Origin of the sequence: Kitasatospora sp. NPDC057542, assembly GCF_042801945.1 — a bacterium.
Lineage (GTDB): Bacteria > Actinomycetota > Actinomycetes > Streptomycetales > Streptomycetaceae > Kitasatospora.
The window spans coordinates 1-17,513 of the sequence record NZ_JBHVFE010000166.1 but is presented as its reverse complement, the minus strand read 5'-3'; the positions used below and the strand labels follow the sequence as shown (position 1 = coordinate 17,513).

At 73.5% G+C, this 17,513-nt stretch carries 17 protein-coding genes and 1 riboswitch; of the genes, 12 read left to right on the top strand and 5 right to left on the bottom strand.

Annotation, left to right across the window (positions count from 1 at the left end):
* Positions 1-29 precede the first annotated feature (29 nt).
* The 3 genes from ACFU7Y_RS21490 to ACFU7Y_RS21480 all read right to left on the bottom strand — a co-directional run bounded on the left by ACFU7Y_RS21490 (position 30) and on the right by ACFU7Y_RS21480 (position 3,260).
* A complete protein-coding gene (locus tag ACFU7Y_RS21490) occupies positions 30-1,091 on the bottom strand; it encodes a prenyltransferase (protein WP_224284202.1) in 1,062 nt (353 codons plus the stop codon).
* Complete coding sequence (locus tag ACFU7Y_RS21485) at positions 1,088-1,837, bottom strand: class I SAM-dependent methyltransferase (protein WP_224284201.1); 750 nt, start codon at positions 1,835-1,837, stop codon at positions 1,088-1,090. The genes ACFU7Y_RS21490 and ACFU7Y_RS21485 overlap by 4 nt, the downstream gene beginning before the upstream one ends.
* Positions 1,838-1,949: 112 nt before the next feature.
* Positions 1,950-3,260, bottom strand: a complete 1,311-nt coding sequence (locus ACFU7Y_RS21480) for a glycosyltransferase family 4 protein (protein WP_224284200.1) — start codon at positions 3,258-3,260, stop codon at positions 1,950-1,952.
* A gap of 268 nt (positions 3,261-3,528) precedes the next feature.
* Between ACFU7Y_RS21480 and ACFU7Y_RS21475 the strand changes: the two genes are divergently transcribed.
* From ACFU7Y_RS21475 to ACFU7Y_RS21450, 6 genes are all read left to right on the top strand, one after another.
* Positions 3,529-4,125, top strand: a complete 597-nt coding sequence (locus ACFU7Y_RS21475; protein WP_224284203.1) for a TetR family transcriptional regulator — start codon at positions 3,529-3,531, stop codon at positions 4,123-4,125.
* Positions 4,126-4,256: 131 nt separating this feature from the next.
* A riboswitch (cobalamin riboswitch) is annotated at positions 4,257-4,327 on the top strand.
* Positions 4,328-4,439: 112 nt separating this feature from the next.
* The gene (locus tag ACFU7Y_RS21470; RefSeq protein WP_380769314.1) at positions 4,440-5,684 is read left to right on the top strand and encodes a prenyltransferase/squalene oxidase repeat-containing protein; all 1,245 of its coding nucleotides are present in this window, start codon (positions 4,440-4,442) and stop codon (positions 5,682-5,684) included.
* Positions 5,684-6,412: an SCO2322 family protein gene (locus ACFU7Y_RS21465; protein ID WP_380769312.1), complete on the top strand. Its 729-nt coding sequence runs from the start codon at positions 5,684-5,686 to the stop codon at positions 6,410-6,412. Before ACFU7Y_RS21470 ends, ACFU7Y_RS21465 begins: the two co-directional genes overlap by 1 nt.
* A 24-nt stretch (positions 6,413-6,436) precedes the next feature.
* The gene (locus ACFU7Y_RS21460) at positions 6,437-7,543 is read left to right on the top strand and encodes a CbiQ family ECF transporter T component (protein ID WP_380769309.1); all 1,107 of its coding nucleotides are present in this window, start codon (positions 6,437-6,439) and stop codon (positions 7,541-7,543) included.
* Positions 7,540-9,141, top strand: coding sequence for an ABC transporter ATP-binding protein (locus ACFU7Y_RS21455; protein WP_380769307.1), 1,602 nt, complete (start codon positions 7,540-7,542; stop codon positions 9,139-9,141). Before ACFU7Y_RS21460 ends, ACFU7Y_RS21455 begins: the two co-directional genes overlap by 4 nt.
* Positions 9,138-9,974 (top strand): ECF transporter S component, encoded by an 837-nt coding sequence (locus tag ACFU7Y_RS21450; RefSeq protein WP_380769305.1) that lies wholly within the window; start codon positions 9,138-9,140, stop codon positions 9,972-9,974. Before ACFU7Y_RS21455 ends, ACFU7Y_RS21450 begins: the two co-directional genes overlap by 4 nt.
* On the opposite strand, the gene ACFU7Y_RS21445 is transcribed toward ACFU7Y_RS21450, so the two are convergent.
* Both ACFU7Y_RS21445 and ACFU7Y_RS21440 read right to left on the bottom strand, forming a co-directional pair.
* Positions 9,971-10,768: a helix-turn-helix domain-containing protein gene (locus ACFU7Y_RS21445; RefSeq protein WP_380769303.1), complete on the bottom strand. Its 798-nt coding sequence runs from the start codon at positions 10,766-10,768 to the stop codon at positions 9,971-9,973. The two genes, ACFU7Y_RS21450 and ACFU7Y_RS21445, sit on opposite strands and share 4 nt — an antisense overlap.
* A gap of 283 nt (positions 10,769-11,051) precedes the next feature.
* The gene (locus tag ACFU7Y_RS21440) at positions 11,052-12,326 is read right to left on the bottom strand and encodes a transcriptional regulator (RefSeq protein ID WP_224278167.1); all 1,275 of its coding nucleotides are present in this window, start codon (positions 12,324-12,326) and stop codon (positions 11,052-11,054) included.
* 223 nt (positions 12,327-12,549) lie between these two features.
* On the opposite strand from ACFU7Y_RS21440, the gene ACFU7Y_RS21435 reads away from it, so the two are divergent.
* The 6 genes from ACFU7Y_RS21435 to ACFU7Y_RS21410 are packed head-to-tail and all read left to right on the top strand — an operon-like array spanning position 12,550 to position 17,423.
* Positions 12,550-13,209 (top strand): ATP-binding protein, encoded by a 660-nt coding sequence (locus ACFU7Y_RS21435; RefSeq protein WP_380769301.1) that lies wholly within the window; start codon positions 12,550-12,552, stop codon positions 13,207-13,209.
* A complete protein-coding gene (locus ACFU7Y_RS21430) occupies positions 13,206-13,760 on the top strand; it encodes a dTDP-4-dehydrorhamnose 3,5-epimerase family protein (RefSeq protein WP_224278163.1) in 555 nt (184 codons plus the stop codon). The genes ACFU7Y_RS21435 and ACFU7Y_RS21430 overlap by 4 nt, the downstream gene beginning before the upstream one ends.
* A gap of 36 nt (positions 13,761-13,796) precedes the next feature.
* Complete coding sequence (rfbB, locus tag ACFU7Y_RS21425; protein WP_224278161.1) at positions 13,797-14,771, top strand: dTDP-glucose 4,6-dehydratase; 975 nt, start codon at positions 13,797-13,799, stop codon at positions 14,769-14,771.
* A complete protein-coding gene (locus tag ACFU7Y_RS21420) occupies positions 14,735-15,781 on the top strand; it encodes an ATP-grasp domain-containing protein (protein ID WP_224278159.1) in 1,047 nt (348 codons plus the stop codon). Before rfbB ends, ACFU7Y_RS21420 begins: the two co-directional genes overlap by 37 nt.
* Before the next feature lie 17 nt (positions 15,782-15,798).
* Positions 15,799-16,941 carry a DegT/DnrJ/EryC1/StrS aminotransferase family protein gene (locus ACFU7Y_RS21415; protein WP_224278156.1) on the top strand — a complete coding sequence of 381 codons (1,143 nt, stop codon included), beginning with the start codon at positions 15,799-15,801 and terminating at the stop codon, positions 16,939-16,941.
* Positions 16,942-16,961: 20 nt separating this feature from the next.
* Positions 16,962-17,423, top strand: coding sequence for a low molecular weight phosphotyrosine protein phosphatase (locus tag ACFU7Y_RS21410; RefSeq protein WP_380769298.1), 462 nt, complete (start codon positions 16,962-16,964; stop codon positions 17,421-17,423).
* Positions 17,424-17,513 lie beyond the last annotated feature (90 nt).

Below are 17,513 nucleotides of genomic sequence, written 5' to 3'. Positions count from 1 at the left end.
GTCCCGCCCCTTTTGCATGTGCGCTGCGCTCAGCAGCAGTCCTGGACCACCAGCCCGGCGGGCAGTTGCTCACCGCCGAAGACCGAGACCGTCGCCGGGTCCCCGCCGAGCGCGGCCACCGCGAGCAGCAGCGCCCCGGCCGTCCAGGTGGTGCGCTCCTCCGGCCAGATCGCGTCGTCCTCGAAGACGTACCCGGTCCAGTAGGAGCCGTCCTCGTGCCGCAGGTGCTTCTGGATCCAGCGCAGGATGTCCACCGCGCGGTCGGACTGGCCGATCGCCCAGAGCGCGAGCGCCAGCTCGGCGCTCTCCCCGCCGGTCACCCACGGGCGGTCGCTGACGCAGCGCACGCCGAGGCCGGGGACGACGAAGCGCTCCCAGTCCCGCTCGATCCGGGCCAGCGCCGCCTCGCCGCGCAGGCCGGTGCCGAGCACCGGGTAGTACCAGTCCATCGAGTAGCGGTCCTTGTCCAGGAACCGCTCGGGGTGGTGGGCGACGGCGTGCCCCAGCTGCCCGGCCGCGAGCTCCCAGTCGGGCTGCGGCTCCTCCAGGTACTCGGCGATGGCCAGGCCGCAGCGCAGCGCGTGCAGGATGCTGGACGAGCCGGTGAGCAGCGCCTCGTCGGTGGCGGTGCCGTCCTCGTCGACGCGCCAGGCGATCGGGCCCCCGGGCAGCCGCAGCCCGACGATGAAGTCGAGGGCGCGCCGGGCGACCGGCCAGATCCACTCCAGGAAGGTGTCGTCGCCGGTGCTGAGGTGGTGGTGCCAGACCCCGACCGCGATGTACGCGCAGAAGTTGCTCTCCTTGGCCCGGTCGGTGACCACGCCGTCGGTGTAGCCGGCGTACCAGGAGCCGTCCGGGTTCTGGGCGGCGGCGAGCCAGCGGTAGGCGGCCTCCGCGGCGGCGTGCTCGCCGGCCGTGTCGAGGGCCATCGCGGCCTCGGTGTGGTCCCAGGGGTCGAGGTGGTGGCCGGCGAACCAGGGTATGGAGCCGTCGGGGCGCTGCTCGGCCAGGATGCTGCGCACGGTGTCGGCGGCCTGCTCGGCGTCGAGCACCCCGTCGAGCAGCAGCACCTCGGGGACGGCGGCGGTCATGCCTGTGCCCGCTGGGGCTCGGCGCGGTTGGGCTTGGAGGCGTACGCGACGAAGCTCTTGCCGATCACCGGGTTGAGCGCGCGCTCGGCGGCCTTGGTGAGGCGGCTGATCACCGGGGTGCCGACGATGTCCCAGACCAGCAGCTGGTGGTACGCCTTGACCGGCAGCGCCTTGTCGTTGTCGACGCCGACCGCGCACTTGATCCACCAGTACGGCGAGTGCAGCGCGTGCGCGTGGTGGGTGCCGTACGGCTCCAGGCCGGCGTCCTTGAGCTTGCCGAGCAGCTCGTCGCCCCGGTAGATCCGGATGTGGCCGCCCTCGACCTCGTGGTACTCGTCGGACAGCGCCCAGCAGATCTTCTCCGGCAGCCAGCGGGGCACCGTGACGGCGAGCAGGCCGCCCGGCTTGAGGACCCGGAACATCTCGTTGAGCACGCCCTTGTCGTCCGGGATGTGCTCCATCACCTCGGAGATGATGATCTTGTCGAAGTACTCGTCCTCGAACGGCAGCGCCAGCGCGTTGCCCTCCATCGCGACCGCCGACGCGCCCTCGGGGGCCTCACCGGCCTGCTCCATCGCCGCGAACCACTTCCCGACCTCGGCGATCTCCTCGGCGTTCTGGTCGAGGGCGATCACGTTGGCGCCGCGGCGGTAGCACTCGAACGCGTGCCGGCCCCCGCCGCAGCCCAGGTCGAGCACCCGGTCGCCGGGGGCGAGCGGGAAGCGCGAGAAATCGACGGTCAGCACTGCTGGACTCCCATTCCTATTGCTGCCAAGCGTTCATGACGCTTCGTCAGACCACTCAGTCCGTTGCTCGGGGCGCTTCCGCCCGGGAGCGCACCGCTCGGGCACGCACCGCTCAGGCCACGTACCGCCAGCCCGGCCCCGAGCGGGCCCGGGCGCCGGCGCCGGTGGCGATCGCCGCGCGGTAGGCCTCGGCGGTCAGTTCGGCAGCCCGTTCCCAGGTGAAGCGGGCCAGTACCCGCTCCCGTCCGGCCGCGCCGAGCCCGGCCCGCAGCTCCGGGTCGTCCAGCAGCCGGCCGAGCGCGCCGGCCAGCGTGTCCGCCTCCCCCGGCGGCACCGCCAGGCAGGTCTCCCCGTCGGGCCCGGCCACCTCCGGGATCGCCCCGCCGGTGGTGGCGACCAGCGGGGTGCCGGTGGCCATCGCCTCGGCGGCGGGCAGCGAGAAGCCCTCGTACAGCGAGGGGACACAGGCCACCTCGGCCGAGCGGTAGAGGTCGACCAGCTCCCGGTCGGTCAGCCCGCTGCGGAACTCGATGTGCTCGGCCAGCCCGAAGCGGCGCACCGCCTCGGCCACCGGCCCGTCCTCCTTCTGCGGCTTGCCGACCACCACCAGGTGGGCGTCCCGCTCGGTGCGGACCTTGGCCAGCGCCTCGACCAGGAAGACCAGGCCCTTCAGCGGGACGTCCGCGCTGGAGGTGGTGACGATCCGGCCGGGGACCCGCTCGATCTCCTCCGAGGGCGACCAGAGCCGGGTGTCGGCGCCGATCGGCACCACCGAGATCGCGCCCGGCGCGACGCCCAGGTGCTCGGCGATCTCGCGCCGCGAGGTGCCGGAGACGGTGATCACGTGGTCCAGCCGGGCGGCGACCCGGCGCTGCATCCGGGTGAAGGCGTACCAGCGGCGCAGCGAGAGCCGCTTGACCCGGGTGGTGGCGGCGTCCAGCTCCAGCTGCCGGTCCACGGTGATCGGGTGGTGGATGGTGGTGACCAGCGGGAAGCCGTGCCGGGCCAGGCCGAGCAGGCCGTAGCCGAGGGTCTGGTTGTCGTGCACCACGTCGTAGCGGCCCTTGTGGGCGGCCAGGTACTGCCGGGCGCGCAGCGAGAAGGTGAGCGGCTCGGGGAAGCCGCCGGTGCGCATGGTGGCGAACTCCAGCACGTCCACCGGACCGCGGAACTCGTCGCGGGCCGGGGTGCGGAAGGGGTCGTCGGCGCGGTAGAGGTCCAGGCTGGGCAGCTCGACCAGGCGCACCGAGCCGGGGCCGTCGACCTCGTCGAGCACCGGGTAGGGCTGGGCGCCGATCACGTCCACGTGGTGGCCGAGCCTGGCCAGCTCGCGCGAGAGGTGTCGCACGTACACGCCCTGACCGCCGCAGAAGGGGTCCCCGCGGTACGACAGCAGGGCAATCCGCAGCGGCTGCGCGGTCATCCTGGGCCCTCTTCTCTAGCTGCTCTCGGTGCTGCCGGTCGTGCGTCCGGTCGCTAAAGTAGATCAGGTTTCAGTGGCTGTGGAACTCGTCATCGAACGCGTGAACAATGAGAGACCTCGAAGATACCGGCCCGTAGCTTTTCCTCAGGAGCCAGGGCTGGTGATTCCCGCCACGCCGAACCCTGCCGACCACGTGGAGCACACCGCCACTCGCGCCCGCCCGGGAGCCCCCTTGCCGCCGCCCTCACCGTCAGCCTCTCCCTCTCCCCTGCCGCCGGTTCCGCCTCCGGGCGAGCCGCCGCTGACCGCTCGCCAGGCCGAGCGGCGCCGGCGCATCCTGCGGGCCGCCACCGCGCTGGCGGTGCGGGGCGGGTACGAGGCGGTGCAGATGCGGGAGGTCGCGGAGAGCGCGCAGGTCGCCCTCGGCACGCTCTACCGGTACTTCCCGTCCAAGGTGCACCTGCTGGTGGCGGTGATGCTGGAGCAGCTGCAGGGCCTCCACGAACACATCCGGCGGCACCCGCCGACCGACGTCGAACCGGCGCTGCGGGTCGCCGACACCCTCACCCGGGCCTTCCACGCGCTGCAGCGTGAGCCGCTGCTGGCCGAGGCGATGGTCCGGGCGCTGTCCTTCGCGGACCGTTCGGTCGGGGCCGAGGTGGACCAGGTCAGCGCGGCCACCGGACAGCTCATCCTGGACGCCATCGGCCAGTCCGGGCCGCCCACCGAGAGCCAGCGCGCGGCCGTGCGGGTGATCGAGCACACCTGGCACTCGGCACTCGTCGCCTGGCTCTCCGGCCGCGCCTCGATCGCCGAGGTCCGGGCCGACCTGCACACCGCGGCCCGGCTGCTCACCCTGCCGTGAACCGGCCGCCCGCCCTGCCCCGGGACGCCGCCGACTGGAACCTGTTCCTGCCGCGGCCGGGCCGCCCGGCGCGCTCCGGCGGCTAGAGTCGACGGGCAGCACAACTCCATCCCGTTCCTCCCCCGGGGAAAGCCGGTGCGAATCCGGCGCTGACCCCGCAGCCGTGAGTCCGGCGCCGCACCCGGCCGCCGGGCGAGTCGGAGCGCCCGGGGAGGGGCGAGCGGCCAGTCCGGACGCACGCGCCCGGCACCGTCGAGGACTACGGAACGGCCCCGCCCGGGCCACCACCGCTCACCGAAAGGCACACCCGCACCATGCTGACCGCCGCCCGCCTGGGCGCCGCCGCCCTGTCCGCCGCACTGCTCACCGGCCTCGCCGCCGGCCCGGCCCTCGCCGAGGTCCCCACGCCCACCATCCCGGACGGCCTGTACGGCAAGAGCGACCCGACGTACGACGGCGTCTGGCGGCAGTCCCTCGCGCTCACCGCGTTGACGGCGGGCAAGGTCACCCCGGCCGACTCCGCGGTCGGCTGGCTCACCGGCCAGCAGTGCGAGGACGGCGGCTGGCCCTCCTACCGGGCCGCCGGCGCCGCCTGCGACGCCAAGTTCGAGGACAGCAACGCCACCGCCGTCGCCATCCAGGCCCTGGTCGCCCTCGGCGGGCACCAGGAGGCCGTCGACAAGGGCGTCGCCTGGCTCAAGGCCAACCAGAACGCCGACGGCAGCTGGGCCTACAACCCGGGCAACCCGGGCGACGCCAACTCCACCGGCCTCGCCGTCAACGCGCTGTTCGCCGCCAGGACCGACCCGGCGGGCGTCGCCAAGGCCGGCAAGTCCGCCTTCGACGGGCTCGCCCTGTTCCAGCTCGGCTGCGCCGCCCCCGCCGACCAGCGCGGCGCCTTCGCCTACCAGACCGACCCGGCCGGCGGCGCCCTCACCCCGAACGCCCTGGCCGGCGGCCAGGCCGCGCTCGCCGCCGGCGGCGGCCACCTGCCGGTCGCCACCTCGGTGCACGCCGACGCCGCGCCCAAGGCCCTCGCCTGCGACGCCGCGGCCGCCCCGGCCCCGGTTCCGCACGCTGACTCCGGCGAGGCCGTCGGCGCCTACCTCACCGCCCAGCTCGCGGCGGGCGGCGGCCACCTCAGCCTCACCACCCCGGGCGCCGCCCCCGCCCCCGACTACACCGCCACGGCCTGGGCCGCCCTCGCCCTCACCCAGAGCGGCCACCCCCAGCAGGCCGCCGGCGCCGTCGACTGGCTCGCCAAGGAGGGCACCACCTGGACCAAGGGCGGTACCGACGCCGGCGCCACCGCCACCCTCCTGCTGGTCTCCCAGGCCGCCCACCGCGACACCGCCGCCCTGACCGGGCAGCTCACCGCCCTCGGTCCGGCGCCCAAGGCCACCGAGGCCCCCACCGCCAAGGCGTCCGCCCCGGCGGAGAAGGCGGAGAAGAAGGACGACGGCATCGGCCAGTACTGGTTCATCGGCGTCGGCCTGCTCATCGGCGTCGGCGGCGGCCTCCTGCTCAGCTTCCAGCGCAAGCGCAACGCGCACCTCTGATGCGCCCCGCACCCCACCCCGCCCCGGGCGGCCCGGGCCCCGCCGCGGCCGACCGCACCCGGGCCGGGCGGACCCGGTCCCTCGCCGCACTGCTCCTCCCCCTCCTCGGGGCGGTGCTGCTGCTCGCATCCGCCGCGCCGGCGCAGGCCGCCGGGTACCGGTACTGGTCGTTCTGGCGCGGCACCGAGGACGGGCGCTGGACGTACCAGCAGCAGGGGCCCGCCGTCGCGGTGCCGCCGGACGGGGCGGTGGACGGGTGGCGGTTCGCGCTGAGCCCGGACGGCGGGCAGGACGCCGCGAAGCCCCGGACGGCCGGGAGCTTCGCCGAGATCTGCGCGGACACTCCCGCGCAGGAGGGACGCAAGCGGGTGGCCGTCGTGCTGGACTTCGGGACCGCCGAGGACGCCGGTTCGCCCACCGCCCCGGTGCCCGGGCAGCGGACCGCCTGTGCCGGTGTCACGCCCCGCGCCACCTCGGCCGAGGTGCTGGCCGCCGTCGCCCCGCCGCTGCGCTACGACACCAACGGGCTGCTGTGCGCCATCGCCGGGTACCCGAAGGCGGGCTGCGGCGACCAGGTCGGCGCGGCCGGCGCCGCCCAGCCGGGCACCGGTGCCACGCCGGACGACCGCGGCAGCGGCCCGGACGTCGGGCTGATCGCCGGTGGCGCGCTCGTCGCCGTCCTCGCCGGCGGCGCCGTCTGGCAGGCCCGCCGCCGCCGTCACTCCTGATCCCCCACCCCTGGACGACCAACCGTGAGCAGCACCGCCCGTAGCACCCGGCCGCCCGTCGGCCCCCGTCAACTGCATCCCGGGGCCTGGTGGTTGTGGGCGCTCGGGCTCGGAGCGGCGGCCACCCGCACCACCAACCCGGCGATCCTGCTGCTGCTCGTCGCCGTCGCCGGGTACGTGGTCGCGGCCCGGCGCGGCGATGCGCCCTGGTCGCGCTCGTACGGGGCGTTCCTGCGGCTGGGCCTGCTGGTGCTCGGCATCCGCCTGGTGTTCGCGGTGTTCCTCGGCTCGCCCGTCCCCGGCACCCATGTGCTGTTCACGCTGCCCGAAGTCCCGCTGCCCGCCTGGGCGCAGGGCGTGCGGATCGGCGGCCGGGTCACCGCCGAGGGGCTGCTCGCGGCGCTGTACGACGGGCTGCGGCTGGCCACCCTGCTGATCTGCGTCGGCGCCGCCAACTCCCTGGCCAGCCCGGCCCGCCTGTTGCGCGCCCTGCCCGGCGCGCTCTACGAGGCGGGCGTGGCGGTGGTGGTGGCGATGACCTTCGCGCCGAACCTGATCGCGGACGTCCGCCGGCTGCGCGCCGCACGGCGCCTGCGCGGCCGCACCGACAAGGGCGTCGCGGCCGTGCTGAGCGTCGGACTCCCGGTGCTGGAGGGCGCGTTGGAGCGGTCCATCGCGCTGGCCGCCGCGATGGACACCCGGGGCTTCGGCCGCACCGCCGACGTCCCGCACCGGCTCGCCCGGGCGACGGCCGCGCTCACCCTGGCCGGACTGCTCGGAGTCTGCCTGGCCGCGTACGGGCTGCTGACGGCCGGTGGCGCGGGCTGGGCGCTGCCCGTCCTGCTGCTCGGCCTGGCCGCCGCCTCCGCCGGACTGCTCCTCGGCAGCAGGCGGTCCGTCAGGAGCCGCTACCGGCCCGACCCCTGGGCGCTCCCCGAGTGGCTGACCGCCGGCTCCGGGGCGGCCGTGGCGGCCCTCACCACCTACCTGGCCGCGCAGGACCCGGCTGCCTTCGCCCCCACCGTCGTCCCGCCGACCGTCCCCGCGCTGCCGCTGGCCGCCGTGCTGACCGTCCTGCTCGGCCTGGTACCGGCGTTCGCCGCCCCGACCCCGCCCCGGAGGGCATCGTGATCACCTTCGAGCAGGTCTCCGTCCGGTACGCGGACGCCGCCGCACCCGTCCTGAACGGCGTCGACCTCACCGTCCCCGAGGGCGAACTCTGCCTGCTGGTGGGCCCGTCCGGCTCCGGCAAGTCCACCCTGCTGGGGACGGTCAGCGGCCTGGTGCCGCACTTCACCGGCGGGGTGCTGCACGGCCGGGTCACCGTCGGCGGCCGGGACACCCGCGAGCACCGGCCGCGCGAACTCGCCGACCTGGTCGGCACGGTGGGGCAGGACCCGCCGGCGCACTTCGTCACCGACACGGTCGAGGACGAACTCGCCTACGGCATGGAGTCCCTGGGCCTGCCGGGCGACGTGATGCGCCGCCGGGTCGAGGAGACCCTCGACCTGCTCGGCCTCGCCGACCTGCGCGACCGTTCGTTGGCCTCCCTCTCCGGCGGCCAGCAGCAGCGCGTCGCGATCGGCTCCGTCCTCACCGTGCACCCGCGCGTGCTGGTCCTGGACGAGCCCACCTCGGCGCTCGACCCGGGCGCGGCCGAGGAGGTGCTGGCCGTCCTCCAGCGGCTGGTGCACGACCTCGGCACCACCGTGCTGCTGGCCGAGCACCGGCTGGAGCGCGTCGTCCAGTACGCCGACCAGGTGCTGCTGCTCACCCCCGACGCCCCGCCCGTCCTCGGCGAGCCCGCCGAGGTGATGGCCCACTCCCCGGTGCACCCGCCGGTGGTCGGCCTCGGCCGGCTCGCGGGCTGGCGGCCGCTGCCGCTCTCGGTCCGCGACGCGCGCCGCAAGGCCGCCGCGCTGCGCGCCGAACTGGACGGCCGGGCGCCGACCGCCGCCGTTGCCAGGCGCGCCGAGCCGATCGCCGCCACCGACCGCCTCGCCGTGCGGCGCGGCCCCGTCCCGGCGCTGCGCGGCGTGGACCTCGCGCTCCACCCCGGCGAGATCACCGCCCTGATGGGCCGCAACGGCGCCGGCAAGTCCACCCTGCTGGGCAGCCTGGTCGGCCTGCACGCCCCCGCCTCCGGCAGCGTCAGGGTCGGCGGCCGCACCCCGCACCGCACCCGGCCCGCCGAGCTGATCCGCGAGGTCGGCCTCGTCCCGCAGGACCCGCGCGACCTGCTGTACGGCGAGTCGGTCGCCGCCGAGTGCGCCGCGGCCGACACCGACGCGGGTGCCGCCGCCGGTACGTGTCGCGCGCTGGTCGAGCGCCTGCTGCCCGGCATCGCCGACGACGCCCACCCGCGCGACCTCTCCGAGGGCCAGCGGCTCACCCTCGCCCTCGCCGTCGTGCTCACCGCCCGGCCCCCGCTGCTGCTCCTGGACGAGCCGACCCGCGGCCTCGACTACGCCGCCAAGGCCCGGCTGGTGGAGATCCTGCGCGGCCTGGCAGCCGAGGACCACGCCGTGCTGCTCGCCACCCACGACGTCGAGCTGGCCGCCGAACTCGCCCACCGCACGGTGATCCTGGCCGAGGGCGAGATCGTCGCGGACGGACCGACGGCGGAGGTGGTGGTCTCCTCCCCGACCTTCGCCCCGCAGGTCGCCAAGGTGCTGGCGCCCGGGCCGTGGCTCACCGTGCACCAGGTCGCGGAGGCGCTGGACGCATGAGCAGTCGTCCCGTCCCGCTGGGCCGCCGGTCGATCGCGGCGCTGCTGTCGGTCTCCTTCGTCGGCGTCGCCGCCTTCGGCTGGCCGCTGCTCGCCTCCACCGAGTCGGCGCTGGTCGGCCACTCCACGGACGCGCCGTGGCTGTTCGCGCTGCTGCTGCCGCTCCTGCTCGCCGTCGTCATCGCCCAGATCTCCGAGGGCCGCTCGGCGGGCGGCGGCGCACCCGGCCTGGACGCCAAGTCCGTGGCCCTGCTGGGCGTACTGGCCGCGGCGGGCGCGGCGCTGCGGCCGCTCGGCGCGGGGACGGCGGGGCTGGAGCCGATGTTCTTCCTGATGGTGCTGTCCGGGCGGGTGCTCGGCCCCGGCTTCGGCTTCGTGCTCGGCTCACTGTCGATGTTCGCCTCCGCGCTGCTGACCGGCGGCGTCGGGCCGTGGCTGCCGTTCCAGATGCTCGCCATGGGCTGGGTCTGCCTGGGGGCCGGGCTGCTGCCGGGCGCCGCGACGCTCCGCGGCCGCCGCGAACTCGTGCTGCTGGCGGGGTACGGGGCCACCGCGTCCCTGCTGTACGGCACGATCATGAACCTCCAGGGCTGGCCGTACATCGGCGGCCTGGCCGGCTCCATCTCCTTCGTCCCCGGCGACCCGCTGCCCGCGAACCTGGTCCGCTTCGCCGCCTACTGCCTGACCACCTCCCTCGGTTGGGACCTCCCCCGGGCCGCCCTGACCGTCGTCCTGTGCCTCACCCTCGGCACCCCCGTCCTGCGCGCCCTGCGCCGGACGACCCGCCGCGCCGCCTTCGACGCCCCGGTCACCTTCCGCCCGCCGGAGCGCTAACGGCACACCCCGCACACCTGCCCGGCTGCCGCCACGGGCCGCCCGCACATCCCGCCCCGCCCGGGGCACTCGTGTCGGCGCGGCCCGTCTGCCGTACCTCTCGCCCCGTCGGGGACGGCCGGTACCTTCGCCAACCGACCTGCCAGAACCGCCCCCACGCTGTGCGTGACCCTCTCCGGCAGCGGCGCGGACAGAATCCCGGTCAGCGCCTCCCGCGTCCACCCGCCCGCCAGCAGCCCCTCCACCCGCGCGGCCTGGTCGCACAGCGGCTTCCCCGCCAGGGCCATCTTCGGCTCCCGGCGGCCGAGTTCGAGCAGCAGCGCCATGCCCGCCGTCACCTTCTCGGAAGGACGGACGGAAGGCTCTTCCACATCCTTGGCTTCCACTTCCTTGGACGGGCTTCCCGCCTTCCCGTCGCCTGGCGTGCCTGGAGCTGGGACACCGGCGGCCGGGGGTGCGGGAAGCGGCGGCACCGTGTGCACTGCTTTGCCCGTCACCGGCACCTCGTGCACCGAGACAACCGTCCGCACCTGCCCGGTCTGCGGGTCCCGCTGCGTCCGCCGCACGTAGTGCCCGGCCGCCTCCAACTCCCTGAGTGCCCGCGCGACGGTCGTCCGCCCCTCCACACTCTTGGCGGCGAGCGTCCGCACGTCTTCGCGTGCGCCGTCCGGCAGGCTGAGCAGGTAGCTGAGAAGCCCCCGCGCCGCCCAACTCAGCGAGTGCTTACGGATGACATGCCCGTTGTCCAGGATCGTGTACCCGGGAGCATGCCGAGGGATACGATGAATCTGCATCTTGGAGCTCTTCTCTCCTGGTGCCGAACCCCGGGGTGTTGGCGCACCGCCGGGGTAACTCTTTTGCTCAAGCGCCGAGCACCTTTCCAAGCACCCGGCATCGCAATCTTCACCGTAATGGCCGTAACTCCCCGTCAAACTCCTTCCTTGATCACCCATTCGGGCGGCGCGAGCGCGCGCACCCCAGCGCGCCCCGGGCCAGCGAGCCCGAAGCGCGCTTCACACCGCCTCGTCAACCGATCACCGTGGCTGAAGTTTCGATTGAAGCTGTTGCAGACGGGTGCTACGGCGTGGCCAGTGCTTCCCCGAGGCGGTCATGTACTGCCCCGGGCAGGGACTGGTGCAGGGCTTCGGCACGAGTGCGGATCAGTCCGCCGCGGTATGCGGGGGGAAGCTTTTCCCAGATGCTGACGGCCTTGTCCACGGCGCCGGTGAGGTCGCCGTCCGTACGAAGGCAGGCGGCGGCGTCCATTTCCAGGAGGGCCCTGGTCATGATCGACGGGGACCGGGTGAGTGCGAGCGCGGCCTCCTGCTCGGCGTAAGCGTCACGGGTGCGGCCCATGAGCGTGAAGGCCTGGCTCAGGTGCACGTGGTGCTTCTGCCTCGGGTAGCCGAACCAGGTGTCGGCGGTTTGGGCCCCATCCAGGTGTTCGGCGATGTTGCGGGCGTCAGCGACGGCTCGCAGGGCGCCCTGATGATCACCGGCTGAGGCGAGGGCGCGGGCGGTGACGGCGGCGGCCAGGGCTGCCGAGGCGGTCGGGGATTCGCCGCTCTCGGCCCGCGCACGGGCGGCGAGGCTGGCCGCGGCGTTCGCGGCGCCGTAGTTCAGCGGGACCATGGCATGGCGGGCGAGTACCCAGGCGAGCATCTGCTTGTCACCGGACTCTCGGGCGGCCTGTTCGGCGGTGGCGAACCAGCCGTGCGCGTCGCGCTGATCGCCGCGGTCGTGCTGGATGATCGCGACCAGCCCGGTGATGCCGGCCGCCGTACGCGCGAGGTCGGTGCGGGTGTGGGCCGGGTGCGGACGACCCAGCACGTCGCGCAGGAGGTCGAGATCGGCCTTCATCTGGCCGAGGACGACAAGCGGCGGGCGCCCGTGGTAGCCGCCGCGGTGCCGCTCGAAGGCTCCGTCGAGATAGCCGAGGTCGCCGACGTCGGAGCCGGAGAGTCCTGCGTTGATACCTGCGCGCGCTTCGGCGATGCCCGGAACCGTCGCGAATCCCGTCGCCAGTGCTGCCGCGCTGAGAAAGCTCCGCCTCTTCACCGCTGTCTCCTCCTCTCCGTCAACGCCGTCAGCATGACGGGTTGCCCTGCGCCAGCGCCTGGAGGCGACCACTGCCCGGACGATCTCCTGGACCGTCAGCTCGTAGCCTTCGGCCAGCAGCTGGTACCACCGGGGAGTCGGAAGCCGTTTCTCCTTCTCCCACCGCTTCAAGTTCCCCGCGTCGAACGGTTCCCCGGCCTGGAACTGTTCCAGGAACAGGGCTTGTTCTTCGCGGGAACGGCCGGTGGCTTCGCGGCGCTCCCGCAGCAGTACCCCGATGCCGTCCGGTGCCATCATGCCTGCCCCCTGCGCATCTGACTGTCCAGTGCCCGAACCTGGCCCCCCTAAGCGGCCCCCGCGCAGAAATGGCCCCCTCGGTGGCACCAGCGTGCTTCGCATTTAGCGGAGTTGACTGTCTACCAGCAAGCGGGGCAGCCCGGGCGAAGTCCTAGGTCTTCCCCGTCCCCGCCCGGTTGACGCATCCCGTGCAACCCTGCCCCCGAAGGGTTTCCTCACCATGCGCGTATTCGCCGCCGCCTTCTCCATCGCCCGAGAACCGGCATCGGTGCCGTTCACCCGCAACAAGGTGGCCGAACTGCTGGCTCGCTGGCGTGTCCAGCTGGACTCGGACTCCACGACGGCGGTCATCGTCGTCACCTCCGAGCTGGTCACCAACGCCGTCTGCCACACCGACGGCGCGGAGCTGGCCGTGGGCGTGCTCGTGAACCCGATGAGGGACCGAGCGCTGATCGCGGTCTACGACGGCTCCCCGGTGCTTCCTCAGACCAGGGAGAGCGGCCATGACGCGGAGGACGGCCGGGGGATGTTCCTGATCCAGGAGCTGGCGACGCGCTACGGCACCGAACGCACGACACGGGGCAAGCGGGTCTGGGCCGAAGTGGCCCTGCCCAAGCAGCGCCTGGGACGGCGCCGGCTTATCGACCCGGCGCTTCCCGCGCCTGGCGGCATCACCCCGGTCAGCGGAGCCGGTGGTCCCGTGCGCGCTGCCCCCGCCGACCGCGACCGTCTCGGGGCGTTCCTCACCGCGTCCTGGGCGGCGCTCCACGTCGCCATCCTCGGCATGCTCGGACTGCTGGTCCACCACACCGCGACCCGCCTCGAAGGTGCCGTTCCCGTCAGCGCACCGGACCGGCTCATCGAGGACGGCCACCGGTGAGGGCCCGCCCACTCGCCGTCCCCGGGGCGTTCGCCTTCGAATCGAACACCCACCACGACGTCCGCGGTGCACTCCAGGAGTTCTACCGGGAGGACGCGTTCCGTGCGGCCACCGGCCAGACGTTCAGCGTGGCCCAGGCCAACACCGTCGCCTCCCGCCTCGGCGCGCTCCGTGGCATCAGCGTCGCCACCGCCGACCACGCCAAGTACGTCACCTGCACCAACGGGTCGGTCCTCGACGCCCTGGTGGACCTGCGTACCGGATCGGCCACCTTCGGCACTTGGCACCTGGAACACCTCGACGCCGAGCGGCGTACCGCGCTGTACGTGCCGCCCGGCGTCGGACACGCCACCTTCGCCCTCGCGGACCGCTCCAGCGTCACCTACCTGCTCAGCGAGCTGCACCGTCCCGAGCAGTTCCTGACGATCGACCCGCTCGACGCGGACCTCGCCATCGAATGGCCGCCCGAGCCCGCCTCCGTCGTCGCGGACAACAGCCTGAGCCTCGCCGAGGCGCTGAACCGCAAGCTGCTGCCCGCCCGCACCGGCTGAACCTCCACCACACCTCACCCAGAATCGGTGGCTCTCATGGAGAACATCCTCATCACCGGCGGCGCCGGCTTCATCGGATCGCACTTCGCCCGCCGCCTCATCGACGCCGACGACGTCGCCAAGGTGACCGTCCTGGACGCCCTCACCTACGCGGGCAACCTCGGCAACCTCGACGGCATCACCGACTCCAAGAAGTTCACCTTCGTCCAGGGCAGCATCCTCAACCGCACCCTGGTCGACGCCCTGATGGAGGCCCACGACGCCGTGGTCCACTTCGCCGCCGAGTCCCACGTCGACCGCTCCCTCACCGACGCCGGGAACTTCGTCTCCACCAACGTGCTCGGCACCCAGACGCTCCTCGACTCCGCCCGCCGCATCGGCACCCGCAAGTTCGTCCACATCTCGACCGACGAGGTGTACGGCTCCCTGCCCACCGGCACGGCCTTCGAGACCGACCCGCTGAACCCCACCGTGCCGTACTCGGCGTCCAAGGCCGCCTCCGACATGATCGCCCTGGCCTACCACTCCAGCTACGGCGTGCCGGTGTGCGTGACCCGCTCCTCAAACAACTACGGGCCCCGCCAGTACCCGGAGAAGCTGATCCCCCTGTTCGTCACCAGGCTGCTGGCCGGCGAGAAGGTCACCGTCCACGGCAACGGCGAGCACGTCCGCAACTGGCTGCACGTCACCGACAACTGCGCCGGAGTGGAACTGGTCCTCCACAAGGGCATCCCCGGCCAGGCCTACAACATCGGCGGCGGTACCGACCTGACCACCATCGAGCTGACCGGCATGCTCCTGCGCGAGACCGGTGTCACCTGGAACCAGGTCACCTACGTGCCCGACCGGGCCGCCAACGACATCCGCTACTCCATGGACTGGAGCAAGCTCGCCCAACTCGGCTACCAGCCCCAGCAGGACCTGGCAGCCGGCATCGCCGAGACCGTCGACTGGTACCGCCGCAACCCGGACTGGTGGCAGACCCCCGCCACAGCGCGGGCCGCCGCGTGAAGGGCCGCGACGTGAAGACCTCCGGCACGACGGAGCCCCGTCGCATCCTGGTGACCGGCGTCGGCGGAGCCCCCGGCCTCGACCTCGCGCTCGCCCTCCTCACGAACGGCCACGAGGTCATCGGCACCGACTCCAACCCCCTCGCGCCGGGCCTGCTCGTCCCCGGCATCATCGCCCGCACCGTCGCCCGCGCCGACAGCCCCCTGTTCGCCGCGGACCTGATGGAGCTGGTGCACGACCTCAAGCCGGAAGCCCTGATCTGCTGCGTCGAGAACGAGCTGCCGCAGCTGGTCCACCTGCGCGGCCACCTGGAGCGCGCCGGCGTGCGGACCTGGCTGCCGCCCGCGGCCACCGTCACCACTGCGGGCGACAAGTGGGAGTTCCACCAGGCGATGCGGGGCGCGAGGGTGCCCACCCCGCAGACCTGGCTGCCCGACCGGATCGACCAGGTCCCCGAGGACACCGAGCTGGTTGTCAAGCCGCGCCGGGGCCAGGGCTCCAAGAACGTGCACTTCTGCCGGACCCACGAACAGGCCCGCGTGCTGTGCGAGCTGGTTCCCGACCCGATCGTCCAGCAGCGCATTGTGGGCGTCGAGTTCTCCGCCGACTGTCTGACGGACCGCAACAGCCGCACCTCCGCGATCCTGCGACGGCGCCTGATGGTCCAGGCCGGCATGTCGATGGTCGCCGTCACGATCGACGACCCGGAGGCCACCAAGCGGGTCACCGAGGCGATCCGGGCGGTCGGTGCCGTCGGCCCGGTGGACGTCCAGGGCTTCATCACCGAAGGCGCCGACCCGCGCGTGGTCATCACCGAGATCAACGCCCGGCTCGCCGCCGGATTTCTCCTCTCCGAGGAAGCCGGAGCCGATCTGGTCCGGCAGACGGTCAACGGCCTCTTCCAGCAACCCGTCGACCACCGGCGGCTCACCTACCGCAGCGGCGCCTTCCTCACCAAGTACGTCGCCGTGATGTCCACCGAGCCCCGTGCCGTCCCCGGCACGCCCTGACGAAGGAGCACCCCGACTTGACCCCGACCATCACGCGGCCCCCGGGCGTCGAACGCAACGCCGCGCCGCTGCTGCACGGCACCGAAGCCGCCGCACTGGCCGCCGTCCTCCCCAGCGGCCAGTGGGGCCACGGCCCGGCCACCGAGCAGTTCGAGGCCGGCGTCGCCGACCTGCTCGGCGTCACCGACAGCGTCGCCGTGAACTCCGGCACCACGGCACTCCACCTCGCTCTGCGGTCGATCGGCATCGGCCCCGGCGACGACGTCGTCCTCCCCTCCCTCACCTTCTGCGCGAGCGTCCAGGCCGTCACCTGGACCGGCGCCGCACCCCGCTTCGCCGAGATCGACCCCCGCACGCTGGCCGTCACCCCGGACACCGTGCTGGAAGCCCTCACCCCGAACACCCGGGCCGTCATGCCCGTGCTGTACGGCGGCCGGGCCGTGGACCTCACCCCGATCCACGACCACCTGGCCGCCCGGGGCATCCAGATCATCGAAGATGCCGCCCACGCCTTCGGCTCCCGTCACCCGGACGGAACCATGGTCGGCGCCGACCCCGCCGTGCTGACCTGCTTCTCGCACGACCCGATCAAGAACCTCACCACCGGCCAGGGCGGCACGATCGTCCCCCGCACCCGCGAGGAAGCCGACACCCTCCGCAGCCTGCGCCTGTTCGGCATCGTCCAGTCCAAGGACGCCCGAGCCTCCCTGACCTCCTACGAGGTCCAGGGCCCCGGGATGCGCTTCGACATGTCCCAGCTGAACGCCGCCATCGGCCTCGCCCAGTTGGAGCACTTCCCGCAGACCACCGCCGTACGCCAGCAACTGTGGCGTACCTACCAGGCCGAACTGACCGGCGTGGACGGCGCCCGCCTGGTCGACGTGGACGTGGTGAACACCGTGCCGTTCAACTGCGTGGTGGTCCTCGACCACCACCGGGACGACGTCTTCCGCCACCTGCGGGAGCAGGGCATCGGCGTCGCCGTGCACTACCCGCCCAACCACACCCAGGCCGCGTTCTCGCCCTGGCACCGGGCGTTGCCGGTCACCGAACAGGTCGCCGGCCAAATCCTCGGCCTGCCGTTCCACCCCGCCATGACCCACGACAGCGTCCGCTACACGGTCGCCGCGCTCGCCGACGCGATCAAGGCCACCGCATGACCGACACCAAGGAGCCGAAGATGAGCGAGACGTTCCGCCACCCGAAGCGCCACCGCATCCTGGTGGTCTGCCTGGGCAACCACAACCGCTCGCCGCTCGCCGCCGCGGTGCTCGCCCACATCGGCGGAGAGAAGGTCGAGGTCCGCTCGGCCGGACTGCGCGAGCGCCACGTCGGCGGCCCGGCGCACAGCAATGCCATCCGTGCCGCCGAGGGCGCCGGGTACGACATCCGCGACCACCGCGCGGTCAAGGTCAACCGCCGCATGCTCGACTGGGCCGACGCGGTGCTGGCCATGGACCGCGTCGTCCTCGCCGAACTCAAGACCATGACGGACGGAACCCCGGCCGCCGGAAAGGTCGACCTCTACATCAGCGGCGAGGACGTGCCCGACCCCTGGGAGAGCGACTACACCGCTTACCAGGTGTGCGTCGACACCATCCAGGCCGGCGCCGTCCGGCACGTTCTGGACCTGGAGAACTAGCGGTCCACGACCGACAACAGCACGTCCACGAGACGGTCGGCGGCGTCCGGCCGACCGTGCTCGGCGGCCCGCCGCGCGCTGTCCGCGCGG

What these genes read in the sequence shown, in the direction of transcription:
- ACFU7Y_RS21490 (WP_224284202.1), bottom strand. Translation starts at nt 1,091, where the DNA reads ATGACCGCCGCCGTCCCCGAGGTGCTGCTGCTCGACGGGGTGCTCGAC.
- ACFU7Y_RS21480 (WP_224284200.1), bottom strand. Translation starts at nt 3,260, where the DNA reads ATGACCGCGCAGCCGCTGCGGATTGCCCTGCTGTCGTACCGCGGGGAC.
- ACFU7Y_RS21470 (WP_380769314.1), top strand. Translation starts at nt 4,440, where the DNA reads ATGCTGACCGCCGCCCGCCTGGGCGCCGCCGCCCTGTCCGCCGCACTG.
- ACFU7Y_RS21465 (WP_380769312.1), top strand. Translation starts at nt 5,684, where the DNA reads ATGCGCCCCGCACCCCACCCCGCCCCGGGCGGCCCGGGCCCCGCCGCG.
- ACFU7Y_RS21450 (WP_380769305.1), top strand. Translation starts at nt 9,138, where the DNA reads ATGAGCAGTCGTCCCGTCCCGCTGGGCCGCCGGTCGATCGCGGCGCTG.
- ACFU7Y_RS21445 (WP_380769303.1), bottom strand. Translation starts at nt 10,768, where the DNA reads ATGCAGATTCATCGTATCCCTCGGCATGCTCCCGGGTACACGATCCTG.
- ACFU7Y_RS21440 (WP_224278167.1), bottom strand. Translation starts at nt 12,326, where the DNA reads ATGGCACCGGACGGCATCGGGGTACTGCTGCGGGAGCGCCGCGAAGCC.
- ACFU7Y_RS21435 (WP_380769301.1), top strand. Translation starts at nt 12,550, where the DNA reads ATGCGCGTATTCGCCGCCGCCTTCTCCATCGCCCGAGAACCGGCATCG.
- rfbB (WP_224278161.1), top strand. Translation starts at nt 13,797, where the DNA reads ATGGAGAACATCCTCATCACCGGCGGCGCCGGCTTCATCGGATCGCAC.
- ACFU7Y_RS21410 (WP_380769298.1), top strand. Translation starts at nt 16,962, where the DNA reads ATGAGCGAGACGTTCCGCCACCCGAAGCGCCACCGCATCCTGGTGGTC.